Source organism: Alkalihalobacterium alkalinitrilicum, from assembly GCF_002019605.1.
Lineage (GTDB): Bacteria > Bacillota > Bacilli > Bacillales > Bacillaceae_F > Alkalihalobacterium > Alkalihalobacterium alkalinitrilicum.
The window spans coordinates 3,760,449-3,784,483 of sequence record NZ_KV917368.1; the positions used below are offsets into that span (position 1 = coordinate 3,760,449).

General features: G+C 36.8%; 22 protein-coding genes, 5 tRNA genes and 1 rRNA gene. 27 read left to right on the plus strand and 1 reads right to left on the minus strand.

Going from position 1 to position 24,035, the window contains the following annotated elements:
• Nucleotides 1-89 precede the first annotated feature (89 nt).
• The 4 genes from BK574_RS18270 to BK574_RS18285 all read left to right on the plus strand — a co-directional run bounded on the left by BK574_RS18270 (nt 90) and on the right by BK574_RS18285 (nt 3,876).
• Nucleotides 90-863 carry a ParA family protein gene (locus BK574_RS18270; protein ID WP_075385142.1) on the plus strand — a complete coding sequence of 258 codons (774 nt, stop codon included), beginning with the start codon at nt 90-92 and terminating at the stop codon, nt 861-863.
• On the plus strand, nt 844-1,695 hold the full coding sequence (locus BK574_RS18275; RefSeq protein ID WP_078429558.1) for a ParB/RepB/Spo0J family partition protein: 852 nt from the start codon (nt 844-846) through the stop codon (nt 1,693-1,695). Before BK574_RS18270 ends, BK574_RS18275 begins: the two co-directional genes overlap by 20 nt.
• Before the next feature lie 244 nt (nt 1,696-1,939).
• Nucleotides 1,940-3,094 carry an aminotransferase class V-fold PLP-dependent enzyme gene (locus BK574_RS18280; protein WP_078429559.1) on the plus strand — a complete coding sequence of 385 codons (1,155 nt, stop codon included), beginning with the start codon at nt 1,940-1,942 and terminating at the stop codon, nt 3,092-3,094.
• A gap of 47 nt (nt 3,095-3,141) precedes the next feature.
• Entirely contained in the window at nt 3,142-3,876 is a 735-nt protein-coding gene (locus BK574_RS18285; RefSeq protein WP_078429560.1) for a DUF554 domain-containing protein, read from the plus strand.
• An 18-nt stretch (nt 3,877-3,894) separates the two neighbouring features.
• On the opposite strand, the gene yyaC is transcribed toward BK574_RS18285, so the two are convergent.
• Complete coding sequence (gene yyaC, locus BK574_RS18290) at nt 3,895-4,545, minus strand: spore protease YyaC (protein WP_075385146.1); 651 nt, start codon at nt 4,543-4,545, stop codon at nt 3,895-3,897.
• Between the two features lie 157 nt (nt 4,546-4,702).
• On the opposite strand from yyaC, the gene BK574_RS18295 reads away from it, so the two are divergent.
• From BK574_RS18295 to BK574_RS18410, 23 genes are all read left to right on the plus strand, one after another.
• The gene (locus BK574_RS18295; RefSeq protein WP_078429561.1) at nt 4,703-5,716 is read left to right on the plus strand and encodes a YkvI family membrane protein; all 1,014 of its coding nucleotides are present in this window, start codon (nt 4,703-4,705) and stop codon (nt 5,714-5,716) included.
• Between the two features lie 86 nt (nt 5,717-5,802).
• Nucleotides 5,803-6,000 (plus strand): DUF951 domain-containing protein, encoded by a 198-nt coding sequence (locus BK574_RS18300; RefSeq protein ID WP_078429563.1) that lies wholly within the window; start codon nt 5,803-5,805, stop codon nt 5,998-6,000.
• Nucleotides 6,001-6,266: 266 nt separating this feature from the next.
• A complete protein-coding gene (ychF, locus tag BK574_RS18310; RefSeq protein ID WP_078429566.1) occupies nt 6,267-7,364 on the plus strand; it encodes a redox-regulated ATPase YchF in 1,098 nt (365 codons plus the stop codon).
• Between the two features lie 126 nt (nt 7,365-7,490).
• Nucleotides 7,491-7,778: a 30S ribosomal protein S6 gene (gene rpsF / locus BK574_RS18315; protein ID WP_075385150.1), complete on the plus strand. Its 288-nt coding sequence runs from the start codon at nt 7,491-7,493 to the stop codon at nt 7,776-7,778.
• 119 nt (nt 7,779-7,897) lie between these two features.
• A complete protein-coding gene (gene ssb / locus BK574_RS18320; RefSeq protein ID WP_078429568.1) occupies nt 7,898-8,401 on the plus strand; it encodes a single-stranded DNA-binding protein in 504 nt (167 codons plus the stop codon).
• Nucleotides 8,402-8,478: 77 nt separating this feature from the next.
• Entirely contained in the window at nt 8,479-8,715 is a 237-nt protein-coding gene (rpsR, locus tag BK574_RS18325) for a 30S ribosomal protein S18 (RefSeq protein ID WP_075385152.1), read from the plus strand.
• 165 nt (nt 8,716-8,880) lie between these two features.
• Nucleotides 8,881-9,810 carry a YybS family protein gene (locus BK574_RS18330; RefSeq protein WP_078429569.1) on the plus strand — a complete coding sequence of 310 codons (930 nt, stop codon included), beginning with the start codon at nt 8,881-8,883 and terminating at the stop codon, nt 9,808-9,810.
• Nucleotides 9,811-9,845: 35 nt separating this feature from the next.
• Nucleotides 9,846-11,810, plus strand: a complete 1,965-nt coding sequence (locus tag BK574_RS18335; RefSeq protein WP_078429571.1) for a DHH family phosphoesterase — start codon at nt 9,846-9,848, stop codon at nt 11,808-11,810.
• 2 nt (nt 11,811-11,812) lie between these two features.
• A complete protein-coding gene (gene rplI / locus BK574_RS18340; RefSeq protein WP_078429572.1) occupies nt 11,813-12,256 on the plus strand; it encodes a 50S ribosomal protein L9 in 444 nt (147 codons plus the stop codon).
• A 199-nt stretch (nt 12,257-12,455) separates the two neighbouring features.
• Nucleotides 12,456-13,820, plus strand: coding sequence for a replicative DNA helicase (dnaB, locus tag BK574_RS18345; RefSeq protein ID WP_078429573.1), 1,365 nt, complete (start codon nt 12,456-12,458; stop codon nt 13,818-13,820).
• Between the two features lie 444 nt (nt 13,821-14,264).
• Nucleotides 14,265-15,551 (plus strand): adenylosuccinate synthase, encoded by a 1,287-nt coding sequence (locus BK574_RS18350; RefSeq protein WP_078429574.1) that lies wholly within the window; start codon nt 14,265-14,267, stop codon nt 15,549-15,551.
• Between the two features lie 403 nt (nt 15,552-15,954).
• Nucleotides 15,955-16,030 (plus strand) — tRNA-Lys (locus BK574_RS18355).
• Nucleotides 16,031-16,051: 21 nt separating this feature from the next.
• Nucleotides 16,052-16,126 (plus strand) — tRNA-Glu (locus BK574_RS18360).
• Between the two features lie 23 nt (nt 16,127-16,149).
• Nucleotides 16,150-16,225: transfer RNA gene (locus BK574_RS18365), tRNA-Asp, on the plus strand.
• Between the two features lie 10 nt (nt 16,226-16,235).
• Nucleotides 16,236-16,351 (plus strand): 5S ribosomal RNA (gene rrf / locus BK574_RS18370).
• Between the two features lie 14 nt (nt 16,352-16,365).
• Nucleotides 16,366-16,441 (plus strand) — tRNA-Phe (locus BK574_RS18375).
• A 39-nt stretch (nt 16,442-16,480) separates the two neighbouring features.
• Nucleotides 16,481-16,556 (plus strand) — tRNA-Thr (locus tag BK574_RS18380).
• Nucleotides 16,557-16,829: 273 nt separating this feature from the next.
• Entirely contained in the window at nt 16,830-18,335 is a 1,506-nt protein-coding gene (locus BK574_RS18385; RefSeq protein ID WP_078429575.1) for a peptidoglycan DD-metalloendopeptidase family protein, read from the plus strand.
• A 144-nt stretch (nt 18,336-18,479) separates the two neighbouring features.
• The gene (gene yycF / locus BK574_RS18390; RefSeq protein WP_078429577.1) at nt 18,480-19,184 is read left to right on the plus strand and encodes a response regulator YycF; all 705 of its coding nucleotides are present in this window, start codon (nt 18,480-18,482) and stop codon (nt 19,182-19,184) included.
• Between the two features lie 2 nt (nt 19,185-19,186).
• A complete protein-coding gene (gene walK, locus BK574_RS18395) occupies nt 19,187-21,016 on the plus strand; it encodes a cell wall metabolism sensor histidine kinase WalK (RefSeq protein WP_075385159.1) in 1,830 nt (609 codons plus the stop codon).
• Nucleotides 21,009-22,349, plus strand: a complete 1,341-nt coding sequence (locus BK574_RS18400) for a YycH family regulatory protein (protein WP_158211689.1) — start codon at nt 21,009-21,011, stop codon at nt 22,347-22,349. Before walK ends, BK574_RS18400 begins: the two co-directional genes overlap by 8 nt.
• On the plus strand, nt 22,336-23,106 hold the full coding sequence (locus tag BK574_RS18405) for a two-component system regulatory protein YycI (protein ID WP_078429579.1): 771 nt from the start codon (nt 22,336-22,338) through the stop codon (nt 23,104-23,106). Before BK574_RS18400 ends, BK574_RS18405 begins: the two co-directional genes overlap by 14 nt.
• A 26-nt stretch (nt 23,107-23,132) precedes the next feature.
• Complete coding sequence (locus BK574_RS18410; RefSeq protein WP_075385162.1) at nt 23,133-23,927, plus strand: MBL fold metallo-hydrolase; 795 nt, start codon at nt 23,133-23,135, stop codon at nt 23,925-23,927.
• Nucleotides 23,928-24,035 lie beyond the last annotated feature (108 nt).

The following is a 24,035-nucleotide window of genomic DNA, read 5'->3' on the forward strand; positions in this document are numbered from 1 at the left end:
AAAAATTTTCAATTAAAGAAAACAATAAAAAACATTTCATGATAAAATAAAACTGAAAGTGTGTTTTAGAGAAGAAAGAAGGTGTCGACATGGGGAAAATCATTGCGGTTGCCAACCAGAAAGGTGGGGTTGGAAAAACGACAACTGCAGTTAATTTAAGCGCCTGCTTAGCATATATTGGGAAAAAGGTTTTACTAGTAGATATTGATCCTCAAGGGAACGCCACGAGTGGTGCTGGAATTGAAAAAGGCGATGTGGATCAATGTGTTTATGACATTTTAGTTGAAGATGTTCCAGCAAAAGAGGTCATAAAAATGACCAATGTAGAAAATCTTCATATTATTCCTTCAACGATTCAGCTTTCTGGTGCAGAAATAGAATTAGTACCTACCATTTCTCGTGAAGTTCGGCTAAAACGAGCATTAACTACAGTGGCTGAAGAGTATGACTATATGATTATCGATTGTCCTCCTTCATTAGGTTTATTAACGATCAATTCTTTAACAGCAGCTGACTCAGTACTTATCCCTGTACAATGTGAGTATTATGCTCTAGAAGGATTAAGTCAGTTATTAAATACCGTAAGGCTCGTACAAAAACATTTAAATACTGAATTGGCGATTGAAGGTGTTTTATTAACGATGTTGGATGCGAGAACGAATCTTGGGATACAAGTCATCGATGAAGTAAAGAAATATTTTCGTGAGAAAGTATTCGAAACGATTATTCCAAGAAATGTTAGACTAAGCGAAGCACCGAGTCATGGACAACCTATCATTATTTACGATCCAAAGTCGAGAGGTGCCGAAGTCTATTTAGAATTAGCAAAGGAAGTGGTAGCTGATGGCCAAAGGGTTAGGTAAAGGGCTCCAAGCTTTTTTTCCAGAAGCAGCTAATGAAAAAGAAGAAAAGGTACAAGAAGTAAATATAAAAGAGTTACGTCCAAATCCGTATCAGCCTCGTAAACATTTCTCAGAAAAATCATTAGAAGAGTTGAAGGAATCTATTCAAAATTATGGGATCCTGCAACCACTAATTGTTAGAAAAAGTATAAAAGGCTATGAAATTGTTGTCGGTGAAAGAAGGTATCGCGCCGCAATCGAAGCAGGTCTTAAAACAGTTCCCGTCGTCACTAGAGATTTAACAGAAGAGAAGATGATGGAATTAGCTCTTATCGAGAATTTACAACGAGAAGATTTAAATCCCATTGAGGAAGCGGTTGCTTATGAAAAACTAATGCAACATTTACAAGTCACTCAAGAGCAACTCGCAACTCGGTTAGGGAAAAGTCGTCCCCATGTAGCTAACCACCTTCGTTTATTACAACTTCCTACTGTCGTACAAGAACTCATTCAAGATGGAAAATTGTCAATGGGGCATGGAAGAGCATTACTAGGAGTAAAAGATAAGAGTAAACTATCACCTCTAATAGAGAAAGTATTGCAGGAGAAACTAAGTGTACGAGAATTAGAACGACTTGTTCAAAAAATTAATGATAATGTTTCACGTGAAACAAATAAAACAAATGATGCTAAGTCTCCATTTTTAAAGTCGAGAGAGGAATCGCTACGCAATTACTTCGGAACGTCTGTTACGATAAAAAAAGGAAAGCGTAAAGGGAAAATAGAAATTGATTTCTTCTCTGAAGACGACCTAGAACGGATATTAGTTTTATTAGATAGAGAAAATGAATGATAGATAGGTTAGAGTCATCAAATATTGATGGCTTTTCTTCGTTCTACTTAGATTTATCCCGCAACAACGGGCAATAATACCCTCAATTCAAGACTTCAAGTAATTAATTTAATAGTAAAGATCGATTATTTTCCTTTGTTTGTATTCAGTTTCGATTTTAATGTTAGCTAAACGGAGATTTTGCATAATGTTTAGTGATAAGATAAGCTTTCTTAATGAACTATATGTAAAGTAGGTGAATTTTATGAGTTATATTTACTTTGACCAAGCCGCTTCTTCTTTTCCAAAACCGAAAAAAGTAGGAGAAGCAGTGTTAGAAGCAATTAATGACTATGGAGCAAATCCAGGCAGGGGAGGGCATACTTTAGCTGTACGTGCCAATGATGTTATTTTTAAAGCACGGAAAACTATTGCTATGATGTTTGGGGAGCAAAATCCGGCAAACGTATGCTTTTATTTAAATGCAACACAAGCCTTAAATCAAGCCATTCAAGGAGTTGATTTTAAAGAAGGAGACCATGTGATTACGACGAGTTTTGAACATAATTCGGTCCGTCGTCCGTTAGAGAGACTTAAGGATACGAAGGGGATTAAGGTTTCTTATATTGAACCTGCTGTAAATGGAAAATTGTTACTCGAGTTAATTGAACAAGAAATTAATGAAAATACAAAAGCTATCGTTGTAAGTCATGGTTCCAATGTCACTGGAACGATCTTACCAATTGAAGAAATAGGTATGTTTACAAAGGTGCATGATATTCTCTTTGTTGTAGACGCATCACAAACAGCAGGTATCTTATCACTAGACATGAAAGAAATGAATATTGATATGTTAGCTTTTCCTGGCCATAAAGGATTGATGGGTCCACAAGGGACTGGTGTCTTAATTATTAGAGATCATGTCGACTTAATTCCTTTAATTTACGGTGGAACGGGGAGTCATTCTGAAGATGTTCATCAACCAGAAAAACGTCCAGAGCGGTATGAAAGCGGTACATTGAATACACCAGGAATTGCGGGACTACTAGCAGGAATTGAAGAGTTACACTCAATCGGAATTGAAAGTATTTATGAACATGAAGCTCAATTAACGACATACTGTCTAGAGCGATTATCAGTAATTGAGGGTATCCAAATTTATGGTCCACAATTACATGAGACACGACTAGCCGTAATATCTTTTACAATTGAAGGAATCGACGTTCATGAAGTAGCAATGATTTTAGATCAACATTATCAAATTGGTGTACGAGCTGGGCTTCATTGCTCACCATTAACTCACTCTTTACTAGGTACCGAAGATGGAGGTGCTATTCGGGTGAGTTTCGGTTACTATAATACAATTGAAGAAGTGGATCGATTCATAGATGCAATAAAAGAGATAAAATCCTTCTTTTAATCAATGTATGACGAAAGAAGTGGTTAGAATAAAAGGGTGGAGAAGTTATGGTGTTATTAGGAACAATTGTTAATGGATTAGCGATTATTTTTGGAGCATTGTTAGGGTCATTGGTAAAAAATATTCCTGAACGAGTAAAATCAACCGTAATGCAAGCGATCTCCTTAGCTGTTATTATACTAGGAATTGGTATGGGATTAAAAAGTGAACAGTTTCTCATTGTAATTGGTAGCTTAGTTATAGGTGCATTATTAGGTGAACGTTGGGATTTGGAAGAAAGATTAAATCGCCTAGGGAAGTGGCTAGAAAGAAAAGTTGGAGCAAAAGAGAATGGTGGAATTGCAAAAGGGTTTGTAACCGCAACATTAATCTATGTTGTAGGTGCTATGGCAATTATTGGAGCACTAGATAGTGGTTTGCGTGGAGATCATTCAGTTTTATATACGAAGTCAATGCTTGATGGGTTTTCCGCCATTATTTTTACGTCTGCGTTAGGAATTGGTGTTATTTTTTCAGCAATTCCAGTAATGATATACCAAGGGGCCATCGCGTTACTCTCAACACAGATTGATCGTTTAATACCTGTTGAATTAATGGATACGTTTATCATTGAAATGACTGCCACAGGGGGAATTATGATCGTTGCCATTGGGTTGAACATTTTAGGATTAATACAAATTCGTGTTGCTAATTTATTACCATCGATACTAGTGACTGCTATTTTAGTAACTTGTGTCTATTATTGGAATTCAATCATTACTTTTTTTACATATTTTGTGTAAACGAAAGAAACTCATCGACTAAAGATGAGTTTCTTTTCGTTCTCGTAAAAAGAGATTAGGCTTGAAAGATTGTAATAAACTTGTTTTTTGTTCTATCCGTTGAGAGAGAGTATAATCCGCTAAATATAAACTAGATGCTACGATATTAGCCATTTTCATTACGGTATGCAATCGAGTGTTTTGAAGTACAAAATACTCCATCATTCCGCCAACATTTACAATACCTGTAATATGAATATTGCCTACTTCAGGCAACTTTTTATTTACAGCAGCTCCAGGTTTAACGGGACCATTGGCAACTGTAATATGGCCAACACTGTTCAAACGTCCTAAACAAGCATCAATACCAATAATATAAGGATTTCTATGATTCTGTTCGATTTCTGTGAGTTTCTCTTCTAAATTAACAGCGTGCACAGGATATTCTAGTGTCCCATAGACGGTAAATTTAGAAAGATTTCGTTCTGATAGTTTTGACCCGATTAACGGACCTAATGAATCTCCTGTTGAACGATCGGTACCGATGCAAACAATAACAAGCTCACGGTGGCAATAGGGCGATAATAACTCAGCTAATTGCTCAGAAATTGAATGTTTTGCATTAGGCTCATCCATATGAAAACGAGAAGGAGGAGCTTTTTTAGCGAAAATATTTCGATTAAGAATCATATATCTCTCTCCTTTGCAATAGTAGTAACAGTATACGGATATTTTTTCCTTTCTATACATAAAGAGAGAAGAAAAAGAGCAAAGAAATAGATTTGCTAATGGAAACTATCCTTTCTGTTTTGCTAACAGTACAAGCATTGGAAGGAGAGACATCGATTTGGTGACAAATGGGCTAAAATGGTTATTTTTAATTATTGGTACAATGATCGGAGCAGGATATGCTTCAGGCCGAGAGTTGTGGGAGTTTTTTGGAAGTGAAAGTGGACTAGCAATTATTTTATTTGCCATTTTATTTATTGTATGTTGTACCGTCATAATGAAAATCAGCTATAAATCTCGTTCAACACATTACATTCCAGTCTTGGAAACATTGATGGGAAAACAGTTTACTAAAGTATATGATGTAATGATTGTCCTTTATTTGTTTTCTACAACAGTTATTATGCTTGCGGGTGGGGGAGCGACATTAGAAGTCATCCATTTACCGTATTGGTTTGGTATTGGAATCATTTGCTTTTTACTCATTTTACTATTTGTTTGGGATACAAAAGGCATGACGTCAATGAATGCATTTGTCATTCCTTTGTTAATTGCCTGCTTACTAACGGTTTTGTTTGCTTTTCAATATATGAAAGGTTTCCCAATGGAGTTTTTACTACATGAACAAAGTAACTGGCCAGCTGCGTTAACTTTTACGGCATTAAACATTTTACCTTTAGTGGCTGTGTTATCAGCAATTGGGAAAGAAATTAAACATGAAGGAGAAATTTGGATTGCAAGCGTTGGAAGTGGACTTATTTTGGGGAGTATTTCCTTTTTGTATAATGAGTCGTTATTGCAAGTTGCAGGAGAAATTATTTTATATGAGATCCCACTTTTCGCCATTCTAAAGCATTATCCATATTATATGGTCATACTGATGTCAGGTCTATTATGGATTGCTATTTATACAACGGCAGCAGCTGGAGTGTTTGGTCTCGTCTCTCGCTTTAGAGAGTATGTCAAGCTACCAGTCTGGATGTTAGCGACACTACTTTTAGTCATGATGGTTCCACTTACGACCTTTGGTTTTTCAACATTAATATCCATTCTGTATCCGCTGTATGGCATATTAAATTTATACGTGTTAGCCGCGATTCTCTTGTACCCGATTTTAAAAAAAGGAACGTAAAGTAAAGAACGTTTCTACTTTTCGTTTTAGTAGTGTATAATAATGTTAAAATGGACGAACGTCTCTGAAGTAGAGGAGAGCGATTCATGACTGATAAAAATTTTGAAATTAATGACGTGGTGGAAATGAAAAAAGCCCATCCATGTGGAGAAAATCGTTGGAAAATTATTCGGATGGGAATGGATATTCGAATTAAATGCCAAGGTTGCGATCATAGTGTGATGTTACCTCGAAAAGAATTTAGTAAAAAAATGAAAAAGGTTCTTGAAAAAGGAGCACAGTAGTGTTCTTGCAGGAAGTTGACTGTAGAAAAATGCAAACCACTCTGAAATCAAAAGAGGAGGAGCACAGTTACAGTCAGCTTCTTGTTTTTTTTTTGAACTATCTCTATAATTGTGAAAGGTATAAAGATAATGGCGATTTTATGCGATTTTTTCACTTTATTAAAGTTTTCTTGGTTAGTGGAGTAAAGTATAAGAAAAAGACATCGCCTTTCGTCAGCACTGGCGATAAGTCTTGTTTTTCTAAAATCTAAAGGAAGTGATGACCGATGGCTTTAACAGCTGGTATCGTTGGTTTACCGAATGTAGGTAAATCAACGTTATTTAATGCAATAACTCAAGCAGGGGCAGAATCAGCAAATTACCCTTTCTGTACGATTGATCCAAACGTAGGGATGGTTGAAGTACCCGACGTTCGCCTTACCCGATTAACAGAGCTTGTTCAACCGAAAAAAACGGTGCCGACAACATTTGAATTTACTGATATTGCAGGGATCGTTGAAGGTGCAAGTAAAGGTGAAGGCTTAGGTAATAAGTTTTTATCCCATATTCGTCAAGTTGATGCAATTTGTCATGTTGTCCGTTGTTTTGAAGATGAGAATATTACTCATGTAGCTGGACGTGTCAATCCAATTAACGATATTGAAGTTATCAACTTAGAGTTAATTTTGGCCGATCTTGAGTCAGTTGACAAGCGGATTGAGCGTGTAGGAAAAATGGCAAAACAAAAAGATAAAGAAGCAATGGTTGAACACGAAGCATTAGTGAAGTTAAAAGAAGCTTTTGAAGATGAAAAACCAGCGCGTAGTGTGGAACTTACAGAAGCTGAAGCAAAAATTGTTTACGGACTGCATCTATTAACGATGAAGCCTGTATTATATGTTGCTAATGTAAGTGAAGAAGATTTACTCGGTGGCGATAATGAATATGTAAAAACAGTGAAAGAATTTGCAGCTAACGAAAATTCAGAAGTCATTGTTGTTTGTGCTAAGATTGAGTCAGAAATTGCAGAATTAGATGGTGATGAAAAAGCAATGTTCCTTGAAGAGTTAGGTATTAAAGAGTCTGGTTTAGATCAGCTCATTCGTGCGTCTTATCATCTTCTTGGATTACGTACTTATTTTACGGCTGGTGTTCAAGAAGTACGTGCCTGGACAATTCGACAAGGAACGAAAGCACCACAAGCAGCGGGTGTAATCCATTCTGATTTTGAGCGTGGATTTATTCGTGCTGAAATTGTTGCCTATAATGATTTAGTCGAAGCAGGTTCTATGGCAGTTGCGAAAGAAAAAGGGAAAGTGCGTTTAGAAGGAAAAGAGTATATTGTTGAAGATGGGGATGTTATTCATTTCCGTTTCAACGTTTAATTAAATAGAATACTTGTATAGTACAAGCTACTCTGGTATAATGATTCAATGTGAGTAAATGACATTAGTTTTTTGCTCCTTGCTCCAAAAAGATGGAGCCGTTAGACCAAAAGGAGGTGACGAGGAATGCGTAAATACGAAATTATGTACATTATTGCGCCAAACCTTGATGAAGCTGCTACAAAGGAAATCGTGGAGCGATTCAATGGCGTGTTAACAAATAATGGTGCAGAAATTGAGAAGATTGAAGAAAAAGGTAAGCGTCGTTTAGCTTACGAAATCAATGACTTCCGTGAAGGTTATTATGTTTTAATTAACGTAATGGCTAATCCAGAAGCAATTGCTGAATTCAACCGTCTTGTGAAGATTAACGAAAACATCATTCGTTTACTAATCGTTAAAGACGAACAATAATAGACGAACATAAAAGAAAGAATTCAAAAAGATGAGTAGAGCTGAGAGCGTAAATTTAAGGCCAACTATTCAACGTTTTGAATATCTTCTTAAAGTGAGAAATATTGGGAGGGGTTCTGATGATTAACCGTGTCGTCCTAGTCGGACGTCTAACAAAAGACCCAGAGTTACGTTATACTCCGAATGGTGTAGCAGTAGCTAATTTTACTCTTGCTGTGAACCGTACGTTCACAAATCAGCAAGGGGATAGAGAAGCTGATTTTATCAACTGTATTATCTGGAGAAAGCCAGCTGAAAATGTAGCGAACTACTTGAAAAAAGGTAGTCTTGCTGGAGTAGAAGGCCGTATTCAGACACGTAGCTATGATAATAATGAAGGTCGCCGAGTTTTTGTGACAGAAGTTGTTGCAGATAGTGTACAATTTCTTGAACCAAGAGGTACAGGCGGTGGTGGAGGACCTCAAGGGAATGATTCTTACAACCGAGGCCCAGCGCCAACTGGCCAAGGAGGATACGGTCAGCAGAATCCAAATCCAAATCGTAACCAATCACGATTGGACGAGGATCCGTTTGCATCAGATGGTAGTAGCATCGACATTTCTGATGATGATTTACCATTCTAAATTGTTAACGAAACTCCCGATGATAAGACAAAATGTTGCTTGAATATATAAAAAATACAAAAGAAGGAGGAATTACAATGGCTCGTAGAGGACGTGGACCAAAACGCCGTAAAGTATGTTACTTTACAGTAAACAAAATCGAGAAAATCGATTATAAAGATACAGATCTTTTGAAAAAGTTCATTTCAGAGCGTGGTAAAATTTTACCTCGCCGTGTAACTGGAACTTCTGCAAAATACCAACGTCAATTAACTACTGCAATTAAGCGTGCTCGTACAATCGCTTTATTACCGTATGTTAATGAAGTTAACTAATATCATTAAAAGCACAGCAGAGTAGCTCAAGAGCTCTACTGTGCTTTTTCTTTTTTTATAAAGAATATTTTTGGTAATGAGACAATGTATTGAACTGTGCTCGCTTTCTTTATCTTTAATTGAAACTAGGGTACAATAAATGAGGTAAAAAAGTGAGGTGAAAACGTGAAGAAAACAAGAGCCTTAACAGAAGGATCCCTCTTAGCAGCCCTGTTTGGTATTGGTATTATCGCACTGCTCTTTATTCCTCTAATATCTATGGTATTAATTTGGTTCATGCCAATTCCATTTATTATTTACGTACTTCGTCATGGTTTGAAGCCTGGCCTATTATTTTGGGTCGTTACGATGTTTTTAACGTTTATTATTTCTGGATTACCAGGACTTCCAATTCCATTATTTTTTGGAGTCGGTGGTTTAGTTGTGGGGGAGTTATATCGAAGAGAGAAGTCAGGGTTAGCTGTGTTGCTAGGTGGAAGTTTAACGTATATTGTTAGTATCATACTACTATTCGTTATCAGTATCGTACTATTAGGAATTCATCCTATACATACATCGCAAGAGTTAATGCGGCAATCGGTTGAAACTGCAGAAAGTATGTTAATTGGCATTGGTCAAGAAACGACTGAACAACTAGATGAGTTTTATCAAGTCATTGATACGCTTGCTGAGCTAGGTCCTTTATTAATCATATTAATGGGAATCACAACAGCTATACTAACTCAATTAGTATCACGTCTAATCGTAAAACGGTTCTATCCGAAAGTACCAGCACTTCCACCATTTAGAGAGTGGAAGTTTCCAAAGTCCTTTTTATGGTATTATTTAATTGTCTCTATTTTAGTGTTAATTGGGGTACCTGAGACTTCATTTATGCATATCGTTTTAATTAACTTATTTCCTTTACTTGGATTTGCCATGACCGTACAAGGGTTATCATTTTTGTTTTATTATTGCCATGTGAAAAGTGTGCCTAAAGTAGTCCCCATATTAGCGACTGTCTTTTCATTACTTTTGCCTTTGGTATTATTTATTGTAAGGATAATAGGGATCATTGATTTAGGTTTTGATTTACGCAAACGAGTAACGAAGTAGAAAAAAGTTTGGAATTTAAAGTAGGAGTTGACAATATGCCTAAGTTCTTGATGAAACGGTGGCATGGTTATCACGTAATTTCCTTGTTTACTGTAGCATTGCTGTTTATCGGAATTTTAACTTACTATCAATGGCAAATAGGGGTTATTGGCTTTTTTATATTAGGTGTTTTATTAATTTATTCAGTTCAAGCGAGGATCTCATTTGAACAACAGTTGGAAGAGTATGTTTCTACTTTGTCTTATCGCATTAATAAAGCTGGAGAAGAAGCAGTAGTCAATTTGCCGGTAGGAATTTTACTTTATAATGAGGAAAACGTCGTGCAATGGGTCAATCCGTACGTAACTCAAGTATTCGGGGATACATTCATTGGAAAACCATTAGAAGACCTTTCAGGACATTTACTACCTATCATTGAAGAGGAACGGGAAGAAGGGTTAATTTCATTAGAAGAACGGTTTTATCAAGTTGATCTGAAGAAAGAAGAGCGACTACTTTATTTCTTCGATGTAACGGAAACGGTCCAGACGAAAGAAATGTATGAAGAAGATCAAACAGTTATTGGCCTTATTTATTTAGATAATTATGATGAAGTGACCCAAGGGATGGATGATCAAGTTCGTAGTAAATTGTCTAGCCAAGTGACAGCTTCCTTAAATAAATGGGCTAATGATCACGAAATCTTACTTCGACGAACTGGCTCAGATCGTTTTTTATCGATTTTTAACAAACAAACGTTACAATTAATAGAAACGACAAAGTTTAGTATCCTCGATGAAATTCGAGAGGTGACAGCAAAAGAAAAAATTCCGATTACACTGAGTATAGGAATTGGAAGTGGTGAGGGGACCATACGTGAGTTGGGTGCTCTTGCTCAGTCAAGCTTAGATTTGGCGCTCGGACGCGGTGGTGATCAAGTAGCGATTAAAGAGACGAACGGTAAAGTTCATTTTTATGGTGGTAAATCCAATGCCATGGAAAAGCGGACGCGCGTTCGTGCTCGAGTGATCTCCCATGCTTTAAGAGATTTTGTTTTAGAAAGTAATAAAGTAATTGTGATGGGACATAAAAATCCTGATATGGATGCAATCGGAGCTGCAATCGGAGTCCTAAAAATTGCTGAAGTGAATGGAAAAGAAGGTTATATTGTATTAGACCGAGAAGACATACATTCGGATGTAAAAAAATTAATGGAAGAAATCGAAAGGCACGATAACTTGTGGTCCCACTTCATCACCCCAGAAGAAGCAGTTGAGATGGCGACCGATCAAACACTACTCGTTGTAGTGGATACGCACCGACCATCTCTTGTTGTAGAACCGAACCTATTAGATCGCGTGGACCGCGTCGTTGTTTTGGACCACCATCGCCGCGGTGAGGAGTTTGTTAAGGATCCTGTTCTTGTTTATATGGAACCTTATGCCTCTTCAACCGCTGAACTAGTAACTGAACTTCTCGAGTATCAGCCGAAAAAGCTAAAAATGGATATTTTAGAAGCGACTGCGTTGTTAGCAGGAATTATCGTTGACACCAAAAGCTTCGCTGTCAGAACAGGTTCCCGTACGTTTGATGCCGCTTCTTTTTTAAGGCGAAACGGGGCAGACACGATTCTCGTTCAAAGGTTACTTAAAGAAGATCTTGATCAATATGTTAAACGCTCTAAATTAGTGGAATCTGCGATTATCTACCAAGATGAAATTGCCATTTCTAAAGCTGACGATGATGATGTATATAATCAAGTATTAATTGCTCAAGCAGCAGACACATTATTGACGATGGATGGAATAGCTGCTTCCTTTGTTATATCTACTCGACAAGATGGTCGTATTGGTATTAGTGCTCGTTCTTTAGGAGAGGTCAATGTCCAGTTAATCATGGAACAATTACGTGGTGGTGGTCATTTGACTAACGCAGCAACACAATTAGATGATATAACATTAGATGAAGCTGAAGAAATGTTAAGAAATGCAATAGACGAATACTTAAAAGGGGGAAGTTAACCATGAAAGTTATTTTTCTAGAAGATGTGAAAGGAAAAGGAAAAAAAGGGGAAGTTAAAAATGTCGCTGAAGGTTATGCGCGTAATTTCCTTTTTCCACAAAATTTAGCGGTTGAAGCTTCAAAAGGAAATGTGAGAAACCTTGAGGCACAAAAGAAAAGTGAAGAGAAAAAGACTGAAGAAGAACTATTAGAAGCAAAAAAATATAAAGAAGAGTTAGAAAGCATAACAGTTGAAATTAAAGCAAAGAGTGGTGAAGGTGGCCGACTATTTGGTGCCATTTCTACAAAACAAATTACTGAAGAGCTAGCAAAGATGAAGAAAAAAGTCGATAAACGTAAAATTATGTTAAACGACCCAATTCGCTCTTTAGGTTTTACAAATGTTCCAATTAAAATCCATCCTCAAGTGATAGCTACTGTGAAAGTTCATGTAATAGAACAATAAAAGTAGTAAAAAAAGATGATATACAAAAATGGTTGATTTTTATAATCAACCATTTTTGTGTTTTATGGTAGAATATATGTCTGAGATAAAAAGAAAAAAATTAATTAAAAGTGACAGCTAACATTAAACCTTAATCTCTATAGATAGAATTTTAATATAACGTGTATAACGTGTGAATTTACGGTGAGGAGGAATTTTAATGAGTGATTTATTTGCTGATCGTACCCCTCCCCAAAACATTGAAGCGGAGCAGGCTGTACTTGGGGCCATCTTTTTAGAGGAGCAAGCTTTAGTGACTGCCTCAGAGCAATTGTTACCAGATGACTTCTATCGGTTATCTCACCAACGAATCTATGAAGTTATGCTTTTTCTAGCAGAAAAAGGAGAGCCTGTTGATTTAATTACGGTTACATCTGAACTTCAAGATCGTAAGTGGTTAGATGATATTGGAGGAGTATCGTATTTAAGTGATTTAGCAAATGCAGTTCCAACTGCAGCTAATATTGAATATTATAGTAAGATTGTTGAAGAGAAGTCACTTCTACGAAGACTAATTCGTGTTGCAACTAATATCGCAGCCGATGGTTATACAAGTGAAGATGAAGTTGATGCAATATTAGACGGTGCTGAAAAAACAATTCTTGATATTGCTCAAAGAAAAAACTCAGGAGCGTTTATACAAATAAAAGATGTTCTAGTTGAAACGTATGACCGTATCGAAACGCTCCAAAACCAAACGGGAGAAATTACGGGTATTCCTACAGGCTTTGCTGAACTCGATAGAATGACAGCTGGCTTTCAACGAAGTGATTTAATTATTGTAGCGGCTCGTCCTTCAGTGGGTAAAACAGCCTTTGCCTTAAATATTGCACAAAACGTTGCAACAAAGACAGATGAAAACATTGCGATATTTAGTCTAGAGATGTCTGCAAGTCAGCTCGTGACGCGTATGCTTTGTGCAGAAGGAAATATCGATGCTCAAAGAATGAGAACAGGCCAACTTGAATCTGAGGATTGGCAAAAGTTAACGATGGCGATGGGTAGCCTTTCTAAGGCTGGAATTTATATTGATGATACTCCAGGTATCAAAGTAAATGATATACGTGCAAAGTGTCGTCGTTTAAAGCAAGAAAAAGGTTTAAGCATTATCTTGATCGACTATTTACAATTAATTCAAGGAAATGGACGTGGTGGGGAAAACCGTCAACAAGAAGTTTCGGAAATCTCACGGACATTGAAAGGAATTGCGAGGGAATTAGACGTAACAGTAATCGCTCTTTCCCAGTTATCCCGTGGAGTAGAATCAAGACAAGATAAACGTCCGATGATGAGTGATATTCGTGAATCCGGAAGTATTGAGCAGGATGCCGATATTGTTGCCTTTTTATATCGTGATGATTATTACGATAAAGAATCAGAGAATAAAAATATTATTGAAATCATTATTGCGAAGCAACGTAATGGTCCTGTAGGTACTGTAGAGTTAGCGTTTGTTAAAGAATACAATAAATTTGTAAATTTAGAACGGCGGTATGATGAACAAGGTATGCCAACAGGAGCCTAATTACTTTCCCACTCTGTATAATGACAGAGTGGCTTTTTTATCCCGCAACAATTGAAATTAATACCCTCACTGATGGAAGTTTCAATTTATTTCAAGAACAATATGGATTGAAACGTCCGAGAAATGAAAGGATTATTACAATGCTTAAAAATTAGTAGCGTTTTTAAGCATTGTAATAATTTACTTAGTCAATAATAAAAAAACAGGTGAAGGAAATGCAATTTACCCAAGAAAGTAAACATTCAACTAAGCCTAGGAGAGGTAACATCAAAAAAGGTGTTGATTAGCACTTTATTACGAACAAATGGTGAAAAATAAATTAATAATGTTCGTGTTTTATTGACTTTAGAGAAGTAAATTGATAAACTAGCTATGGTTTGAGTAAGATCACTAATTTTTACACAATATACATAAAGGTGTAATAGCAATTGTGGAGGTGCACAGATGTCATCAGTAGTAGTTGTTGGGACGCAATGGGGAGACGAAGGAAAGGGTAAAATTACGGATTATCTTTCTGAAAAAGCAGAAGTAGTTGCTCGTTATCAAGGTGGAAACAACGCAGGGCATACAATTGTTTTCAATGGAGAGAAATACAAACTACATTTAATTCCTTCTGGGATCTTTTATAAAGATAAAGTATGTGTGATTGGGAATGGTATGGTTATCGATCCTAAAGCATTAGTAGAAGAGCTAAAGTATTTACATGATCGAAATGTAGATACGAGTAACCTTCGTATTAGTAATAGAGCACATGTGATTTTACCATATCATCTTAAATTAGATATCGTAGAAGAAGAGCGCAAAGGTGCAAATAAGATTGGAACAACGAAAAAAGGTATTGGACCTGCTTATATGGATAAAGCAGCTCGTATTGGTATTCGAATTGCAGATTTACTTGATCGTGAAGAGTTTGAACAAAAAGTGGAGCGTAATCTAGAAGAGAAAAACCGTATGTTTGAAAAGTATTATGAGGTAGAAGGATTTACGAAAGAAGACTTCCTAGATGAGTACTATGAGTACGGACAACAAATCGCTCAGTACGTTGTTGATACATCAGTCGTTTTAAACGATGCACTAGATGATGGTCGTAGAGTCCTTTTTGAAGGAGCACAAGGGGTTATGCTTGATATTGACCAAGGAACATATCCTTTTGTTACTTCTTCTAATCCAATCGCGGGTGGAGTGACGATCGGCTCTGGTGTTGGACCTTCGAAAATTCATCATGTAGTTGGTGTTTCTAAAGCATATACGACACGTGTAGGTGATGGGCCATTTCCGACTGAACTTCATGATGAAATTGGTGAACGTATTCGTGAAGTAGGGAATGAATATGGAACAACAACAGGACGACCACGTCGTGTCGGTTGGTTTGATAGCGTTGTTGTACGCCATGCCCGCCGTGTAAGTGGTCTTACTGATTTATCATTAAACTCAATCGATGTTTTAACAGGGATTAAAACACTAAAAATTTGTACAGCCTATAAATATAAAGGCGAAATTATTGACACGTTCCCAGCAAGCTTAAAAGTACTTGCCGAGTGCGAGCCTGTGTATGAAGAGTTACCAGGTTGGGAAGAAGATATTACTGGTGTTCATTCATTAGATGAACTTCCTGCTAATGCACGTCACTATGTTGAACGTGTATCTCAATTAACAGGTATTCCTTTAGCTATATTCTCAGTAGGACCAGATCGTAATCAAACGAATTTAATTCGTGGTGTATTTGTTTAATATTTAATTTTTGGGCAAGAATGAGTGAAAGCTTGTTCTTGTCCTACTTAATCAAAATTTCTTCTTGAAATTGGAGTAAATCTACAGTATTCTATTAAAAGTTATTCTAGTACTGATTTAGAAGAAAAAAATATTTTTTTAAAACACTTGCAAAACGAATAAAGTTATGTTATTATAATTCTTGTCGTTGAAAAACAATAGCGTCTAAAACGACGTGGACAAACTACATGAATAAACTTCATGGCCATTAGCTCAGTTACGAGCAAAGCATCTTGTATAAAAACTACGAGTTGTTCCGACACAGCGTGCTGCAAAGCGAAGCTAGTAGAGGAAGGAACAGGTAAGGCAACAAAGCAAGACATCGTCCGAAACAACGTGGACAAACTACATGAATAAACTTCATGAGCCATTAGCTCAGTTGGTAGAGCATCTGACTTTTAATCAGAGGGTCGAAGGTTCGAGTCCTTCATGGCTCACCACTTTTACTTTCAATCAAAAGTGGCCCGTTGGTCAAGCGGTTAAGACACCGCCCTTTCACGGCGGTAACACGGGTTCGAATCCCGTACGGGTCACCAATTAAAAAAACTAAATAGATTATGGTCCCGTGGTGTAGCGGTTAACATGCCTGCCTGTCACGCAGGAGATCGCGGGTTCGATTCCCGTCGGGACCGCCATAATAACAAGTTTGGTGATGATGGCAAAGAGGTCACACCCGTTCCCATGCCGAACACGGAAGTTAAGCTCTTTAGCGCCGATGGTAGTTGGGGGCTTCCCCCTGTGAGAGTAGGACGTCGCCAAACTTTTTATGTTTTTAGGCTCGGTAGCTCAGTCGGTAGAGCAATGGACTGAAAATCCATGTGTCGGCGGTTCGATTCCGTCCCGAGCCACCATTTGTATTCAATGAAGGTTGTCATTTACCGTTTTGGTTTGCCGGTGTAGCTCAATTGGTAGAGCAACTGACTTGTAATCAGTAGGTTGGGGGTTCAAGTCCTCTCGCCGGCACCACTTACTATAAAGTATAATAAAATCAACAATCACACCATACACCTATAAAGGGTGTTTTTTTTATGCCATACAATATAGACCCGCAAATTTTTGACAATCATTTTTGATTTGTCGCTTGAGATGAAATACCTAATATTTCAATATATATTACATTATTATTTCAATTTAAATTGTCAGACACAACCTTTGTGTCTTGTGCTAAAATGATAAAGGTTGTAGAACTATGTCTAAAAAAGCAAATTTTATATATAGGTAGTTTTTTGGGAGGATCTTATGAATCTGTTTAAATCGTTAAGGGCTAGTAATTTAAAGAATACTAGACAAAATAACATAAAAGAAAAGTATAATTGGTTACATTATTCTATACATAAATTAAAAGTCGCTACAAGTCTTGTCGCATGTACTGCTGTATTAGTAGCAGGGCCGACTGCACTTGCTAATGAACCAAATAATAGTGGATTAAATACGATTTACCATGTTTACGTAGATGGTGAACGAATTGGTTCAATTGGTGATACGCGCGACTATGAAAATCTAGTAAATGAAAAAATAGATCAATTCAGTGAAAAATATGAATCTTTAAATTTAGTTATTGGGCAAGAAGTTGAGCTTATTCCTGAACGAGTATTCCGAATCAGAACGAAAACCGATGAAACTATTGAAAAATTAGATGAGCTTTTAACTGTCAAGGCAGAAGCAGTAGCGATTACATTCGGTGATAAGGAGACGCTATTCCTTGAGGAAGAAGAATCAGCGAAACAAGTTTTACGTAAATTTAAGTTACAGTATGTTTCAGAAGATGAATTAGCTTCTTTTGAATTACGAGAAGATGAAGAAGCGCCAGTAGAAGAGTTGGAAGTTGGGGAAACAGAAGTTAAAGATATAACATTATCGATTGAGGCAGAGTATGATAACGGACTTGCTTATCCAAATGAAATACTATCTGTTGAACAAGCGATCAAGATGTTAAACCTTGGAACATTAACGGAGGAAAAATATACTGTTGCCCCTGGAGATGTCTTAGGTTCAATTGCAAGTGATCATGATTTAAATACAGAAGAACTTCTCAAGCTTAATCCAGAAATTACTCAAGATTCACTTTTGCAAATTGGTCAAAAAGTGAATGTAACAGCTTATAAACCAATTGTTACTGTACAAGTGGAGAAATTTTCAAAAGAAGAAGAAGAAATTACTTTCCAAACAGAAACAAAAGAAGACTCCTCAATGTGGAAAGGCGATACTAAAATTGCCCAAGAAGGTAAACCAGGAAAGCGTATTGTTAGTTATGAAATTACACAGCAAAATGGTCAAACGATAAAGCAAACTGTTGTTAATGAGGAAGTTATAGAGGAAGCAGTCAATCGCGTTGTTGTAAAAGGAACCAAGCAGTCGACATCGCGTGGAACAGGTAGTTTAGGATGGCCTGCTGTAGGTGGGTATATCTCGAGTTATCAAGGCAATCGCTGGGGGCGTTTCCATAAAGGAATTGATATTGCCCGACCTAGTAATTACAACATATTAGCCGCAGATAACGGAACCGTTATTTCAGCTGGTTGGCAAGGTGGATATGGGAACACCATCCGAATTAATCACAATAATGGGATTGAAACCCTATATGCACATTTAGAATCAATCGATGTTAGAGTCGGCCAAACTGTAGCTAAAGGACAAAAAATTGGCATCATGGGTACGACAGGAAATTCAACTGGTATTCATCTACATTTTGAAGTGTACCGTAATGGCCAACTACAGAACCCTATGGATTATTTAAATCGTTAAATCATATATAAAGGCTGACTCAATGTCAGTCTTTTTTTTTATGTGTAAACATATGGTGAAAAGCTATATATCTACTTTTGTGATCTGTTAATATGTTAAAATATGAAGATAAGTAAACGTAAACTAAGGTTAGGGGCGATAAGGATGGATGAACGCATTCTTGTAGTAGATGATGAAAAGCCAATAGCAGATATTTTGAAGTTTAGTTTGGAAAAGGAAGGGTTTAGTGTAATTTGTGCACATGATGGAAATACAGCTATAGAACTAGCTCTTAAAGAAGTACCAGATATTATTTTGCTTGATATAATGTTGCCATTTAAAGACGGGATGGAAGTTTGCAGAGAAATTCGCAAGAGTCATGATATGCCTATTATTATGTTAACGGCAAAAGACTCAGAAATTGATAAAGTGTTGGGGCTCGAATTAGGAGCAGACGATTATGTAACGAAACCATTTAGTACGCGCGAGTTAATTGCTCGAGTAAAAGCGAACCTAAGACGTCATAGCATTAAACCAGATGAACAGCAACCATTGAAGGAAATTGCCGTCGGTGATTTAGTAATTAAACCCGATGCTTATCTTGTGAAGCGACGTGGCGAAGAAATTGAGTTGACTCATCGTGAGTTTGAACTCATTCATTATTTGGCGAATCATCTTGGACAAGTGATGACAAGAGAGCATTTACTTCAGGCAGTCTGGGGATACGATTATTTTGGAGACGTGCGAACCGTCGATGTTACAGTAAGGCGATTGCGTGAAAAAGTTGAAGATAACCCAAGTTATCCAACATGGATTATTACGCGGCGAGGAGTCGGATATTATTTACGTCATCCAGGGCAGGAGAATTAAGAATGGATAAAAAGGTCGGTTTTTTTAAATCGATTCAATTTAAATTAATTATTACGTATGTATTACTTATTTTTATTGCAATGCAAATTATTGGAGTGTATTTCATTCGGCAATTAGAAGACCAGCTCGTAAATAACTATACAGAAATGCTAGATGAACGAGCCAATTTATTAGCTTATAACGTTGAGCAAGAGCTGGTAAAGCCTAGAGATGATAACTCTTCGCTTGGTAGAGATATTAATGTATTGTTAAGAGAATTTTTTGCGATTGAAAACTCCGAAGCTCAAGTCGTCGATATGAATAAGGTTGTATTAGCGACTTCTAAAGCACAGAATCGTCACATTGTAGGCCAGCAAAGCACGGAAGTTAGAGTCAAACGAGCATTGCTTGGAACAAAGGATACTGGCTTTTTACGGGATCCAGAGACGGGACATCGTCTGCGCGTCATTGCTTTGCCTGTTAAATCGATAAATGAAACGATCGGAGCCATCTACATTGAAGCTTCTATGGAAGAAATTTATGATCAAATGCAACAAATTAATGAGATTCTTGGCAAAGGAACAGGGATTGCCGTTACAATAACTGCTATTCTTATTATTTTAATTGCGAGAACAATTACAGGCCCGATCATTGATATGAAAAAACAAGCGCACCGAATGGGGAAAGGTGACTTTACTGGCCATGTGCGAGTGTACGGTAGAGATGAAATTGGTCAATTAGCGACGTCTTTTAATGAACTCACTTTAAAATTAAAAGAAGCCAATGCTTCAACGGAAAGAGAAAAGAAAAAACTGAGTTCAGTCCTATCTCATATGAGTGACGGTGTCATTGCGACGGATCAGAATGGGAATATTATTTTAATGAATAAAAGAGCAGAACAACTATTAGAGACATCGAGCGAAGAAGCTTACTCGAAGCCACTTCCAGATGTTTTGAGACTTTCTGAAACATTTGCGGCCAACGAGTTAGATGATTATAGTGAGTCTATTTTGCTTGATTTTAGTGATGAAGAACAAGACTTTTTACTCCAAGCGAGTTTCTCCGTCATACAAAAAGATAACGGTCCGATTACAGGGATTATAACGGTCTTACACGATGTAACTGAGCGAGAAAAAATTGAACATGAGCGTAGAGAATTCGTTGCTAATGTTTCGCATGAGTTAAGAACACCATTGACAACATTAAAAAGCTACCTAGAAGCACTTGAAGATGGAGCGATTGAAGACATTGAATTAGCTTCAAAGTTTTTAAATGTCACGCAAAATGAGACCGAACGAATGATTCGCCTCGTGAATGATTTATTACAATTATCGAAAATGGATAGTAAAGATTATCAGTTTACTTTCGAAAACGTAGATTTTAATCACTTTCTAGAAAATATTGTCGATCGGTTTGAAATGATGGCAAAAGAAAAGAATATAAAATTTGTTCGTACGATCCCTAGAGATTTGATGTGTGTTGATATTGATAAAGATAAAATTACCCAAGTCATTGATAATATTATTTCCAACGCAATAAAATATTCACCTGATGGAGGAAATATCTCGATTGAGCTACTGCATCAAGGGAACAATTTGCGTCTAAGTATTTCTGATGAAGGTGTTGGAATACCAAGAGAAAGCCAAATGAAAGTATTTGATCGGTTTTACCGAGTTGATAAAGCAAGAGCAAGAAATATTGGTGGGACAGGCTTAGGTTTAGCCATTGCAAAAGAACTTGTTCATGCTCATCGAGGTGAAATATGGGTAGAAAGTGAATATGGGCAAGGGACAACAATCCTTTTCACGTTACCGTATTCTACTTACAAGGGAGGAGAGTTCAATTATGTATGAGAATATGAAATCTGCAACTCTTACATTCCTCGTTTTGCTGAGCCTTGTTCTGACTTGGCAAATATGGACTTTCCAACCTGATTACGCATTATTAAAAGATACGGACTATGTTAATAATCCGCATTTAAACGAAGAAAGAAAATTATCTGAAGTGATTGTCCCAGAACAAGTCATTTTTCATGTAGATGATGAACATTTTTTGTTAAATAATAACGAAATACTTTATAGTCAATTTAATGAGCAATGGCTGACAAGCCGCATCGAAGATATATCGATGATGTCTACGCTAACTATGAACCAAATTTTAGACGAATCGATAGAGCTCATCTTTCCTGCAGCCATTCCAGGTGATATTTTTCTAAGTATGTTTACGGATGTTAATGAAGATATTTCGATGCCTTTGAGTAAGGTTGATCGTGTATTCATTTACCCAAATCCTGAAACAGACAAGATTCACTACGGAGTGATTTCCAATAATGAGAATCGATTTGCCGATATAGAAACGTCCTTTTCAGTTAATGATTTTGAAGAAAAATTTTTAGCTGAAGTAGAGCGACTTATTAACGTATTTGGTTATCAAGTAGGACCAGAACAAGGACAATGGAGTAAAATTGTTTATTTACCAGAAGAAACAATAACTGTTGAAACCATTTCTTATACGATTACACCAGTATCTGTAGACGTGTTTAAGCAACTTTTATTTAATGATCCCTTTTCGGCAAAATTTTTCCGCCAAGAGAATGGAGAAGAGACGTACACTGATGGTAACCGATTAATTAATATTATTAATAATGGCGTTTTCATGGATTATATTAACCCAATCTATAGTGAAAATCCAGAACGTGGAAGCCGAAATGTTATTCTCAGTAGTATTGATTTTATTAATGGGCATGGTGGCTGGACCGACCAATATGTGTTATATGATTGGGTTTCGAATGAAGTTAGGGAAGAAGCTAACTTTCGCTTAATGTTAAATGGCTTTCCAGTCATTTCAATGGATGGCTTTGATGTAATGAGCTTGTATGTGTTTCGCACGGGTAATCAAACATCTAGATATATTCGACCATTATTCGATCTTGATCAACAACCAATTGATTATGCTAGAACTGGTGTTGATTTACCTTCTGGACATGATGTCATTGAGGAGCTAGAAAAACGAGAGTATTTCGACTTGTCTCGTTTAGAAAAAGTTGCGATTGGCTATGAAATGAAAAAGTGGAATGCATTCGTCACCGTTGAACCGAACTGGTATATTTACTACGATCAAACGTGGCAAAAAGTACCGTTTGATGTCACGAATGAACGTGAGGTAGAAGATTATGGATTGGAGTAGAGCAAAAACGATTTTTATCATTTCATTTATTTTTTTAAATAGTTTTCTTTATTTTCAACTGCGCGAGTTAAATTACGCTAATCAGATGAATCTTATCATTGAAGCTACTCTCCAAGAACGATTAAATGAGATGAATGTGGCGATTAATGACGTCATTGAAGAAGAATTGGCATCTGGTTTTCTAATTGTCGGAAAAAATATTGAAATGACTGAACAAGCAGTTCGTGAACTCAAAGCGCAAGAAATTACGTTTGTGAATGAAACAACAATTATTTCTCGTTTAGATGAGCCCTATCCATTAGAGCAAGATTCAATAAGTCAACAAGTCGATCAATTTCTTAATGAGTTTGTTATGAATAGTGATTTGTATCAATTTAGTCGGCTTGAAGAAGATCGTAATCAACTCCTTTTTATACAGCATTTTGATGGCAAAGTAATGTATTCTTTTGACGAAACACCACTCGTCCTTCAACTCGATGATCAAGGACAAATTGTTGCTTATCAGCAAATGATATATGAAGTAGAAGCCTCAGGAAGAGAACAAGAATTTCTTTCTGGGTTAAAAGCAATCGAACGGTTATTGAATGAACAATTGATTAGTGCAAACCAAACAATTACCGAAGTTGATTTTGGCTATTATAGTTTTTTTAAGCCATTAGGCAATGTTCAAGTATTCGCCCCAATGTGGAGAATATCTGTTAATGGAGAAGATTATTTAGTTAATGCCATCGACGGTTCGGTTCAAGATGTTTTTTAGGCAGATGAATAACTGGAGTGAATGATATGACATTACAATACAGTGTCCTTGCGAGTGGCAGCTCAGGCAATGCACTTTACGTAGCAACAGATCAACAACGAATCCTTGTTGATGCTGGTTTAAGTGGAAAAAAGATGGACGAGCTACTAAAATCGGTTGGATGCAATCCGAAAGAGTTAGATGCTATACTCGTCACTCACGAACATAGTGACCATATTAAAGGAGTCGGTATACTCGCTAGAAAGTATAATCTTCCTATCTATGCAAATGCAAAAACATGGGATGCGATGGAATCAAACTTAGGTACCATTTCAACAGAACAAAAGTTCCATTTTGAACGGGAAGAAGTGCGACCTTTTGGCGATCTTGAAGTAGAATCGTTTGGTGTTTCACATGATGCGGCTGAACCGATGTTTTATGTTTTTCATCATGCTGGGAAAAAGTTAGTACTCGCCACTGATATGGGGTATGTTAGTGAGCGAATTAAAGGAACAATTAAAAATGCCAATGTATTTATTTTTGAGTCGAATCATGACATGAATATGCTTCGAATGGGAAGATATCCATGGAGTGTAAAACGCCGAATTCTTAGTGATGTTGGCCACGTTTCAAATGAAGATGCAGCGTATGCTCTAGCTGATGTTGTAGGAGAACAAACTTCACGGGTGTATTTAGCACATTTAAGTAAAGATAACAATATGAAAGACTTAGCAAGAATGACAGTCAGTCAAATCTTAGATGAACAAGACTGTGGCCATGGTCACCAGTTTACTTTATATGATACTGACCCTGAAAAACCAACAGAACTTAACGCAGTATAGGTAAAAAAATAATTAAAATATAACTTAAACTACTAATCTTTTATATTGAAGGAGCGAAGACATAGACTGTCTCGCTCTTTTTCATCATGTTTGGTGACTATGTTTAGG

What these genes read in the sequence shown, in the direction of transcription:
- BK574_RS18270 (WP_075385142.1), top strand. Translation starts at nt 90, where the DNA reads ATGGGGAAAATCATTGCGGTTGCCAACCAGAAAGGTGGGGTTGGAAAA.
- BK574_RS18275 (WP_078429558.1), top strand. Translation starts at nt 844, where the DNA reads ATGGCCAAAGGGTTAGGTAAAGGGCTCCAAGCTTTTTTTCCAGAAGCA.
- BK574_RS18280 (WP_078429559.1), top strand. Translation starts at nt 1,940, where the DNA reads ATGAGTTATATTTACTTTGACCAAGCCGCTTCTTCTTTTCCAAAACCG.
- BK574_RS18285 (WP_078429560.1), top strand. Translation starts at nt 3,142, where the DNA reads ATGGTGTTATTAGGAACAATTGTTAATGGATTAGCGATTATTTTTGGA.
- yyaC (WP_075385146.1), bottom strand. Translation starts at nt 4,545, where the DNA reads ATGATTCTTAATCGAAATATTTTCGCTAAAAAAGCTCCTCCTTCTCGT.
- BK574_RS18300 (WP_078429563.1), top strand. Translation starts at nt 5,803, where the DNA reads ATGACTGATAAAAATTTTGAAATTAATGACGTGGTGGAAATGAAAAAA.
- ychF (WP_078429566.1), top strand. Translation starts at nt 6,267, where the DNA reads ATGGCTTTAACAGCTGGTATCGTTGGTTTACCGAATGTAGGTAAATCA.
- rpsF (WP_075385150.1), top strand. Translation starts at nt 7,491, where the DNA reads ATGCGTAAATACGAAATTATGTACATTATTGCGCCAAACCTTGATGAA.
- ssb (WP_078429568.1), top strand. Translation starts at nt 7,898, where the DNA reads ATGATTAACCGTGTCGTCCTAGTCGGACGTCTAACAAAAGACCCAGAG.
- rpsR (WP_075385152.1), top strand. Translation starts at nt 8,479, where the DNA reads ATGGCTCGTAGAGGACGTGGACCAAAACGCCGTAAAGTATGTTACTTT.
- BK574_RS18335 (WP_078429571.1), top strand. Translation starts at nt 9,846, where the DNA reads ATGCCTAAGTTCTTGATGAAACGGTGGCATGGTTATCACGTAATTTCC.
- rplI (WP_078429572.1), top strand. Translation starts at nt 11,813, where the DNA reads ATGAAAGTTATTTTTCTAGAAGATGTGAAAGGAAAAGGAAAAAAAGGG.
- dnaB (WP_078429573.1), top strand. Translation starts at nt 12,456, where the DNA reads ATGAGTGATTTATTTGCTGATCGTACCCCTCCCCAAAACATTGAAGCG.
- BK574_RS18350 (WP_078429574.1), top strand. Translation starts at nt 14,265, where the DNA reads ATGTCATCAGTAGTAGTTGTTGGGACGCAATGGGGAGACGAAGGAAAG.
- BK574_RS18385 (WP_078429575.1), top strand. Translation starts at nt 16,830, where the DNA reads ATGAATCTGTTTAAATCGTTAAGGGCTAGTAATTTAAAGAATACTAGA.
- yycF (WP_078429577.1), top strand. Translation starts at nt 18,480, where the DNA reads ATGGATGAACGCATTCTTGTAGTAGATGATGAAAAGCCAATAGCAGAT.
- walK (WP_075385159.1), top strand. Translation starts at nt 19,187, where the DNA reads ATGGATAAAAAGGTCGGTTTTTTTAAATCGATTCAATTTAAATTAATT.
- BK574_RS18400 (WP_158211689.1), top strand. Translation starts at nt 21,009, where the DNA reads ATGTATGAGAATATGAAATCTGCAACTCTTACATTCCTCGTTTTGCTG.
- BK574_RS18405 (WP_078429579.1), top strand. Translation starts at nt 22,336, where the DNA reads ATGGATTGGAGTAGAGCAAAAACGATTTTTATCATTTCATTTATTTTT.
- BK574_RS18410 (WP_075385162.1), top strand. Translation starts at nt 23,133, where the DNA reads ATGACATTACAATACAGTGTCCTTGCGAGTGGCAGCTCAGGCAATGCA.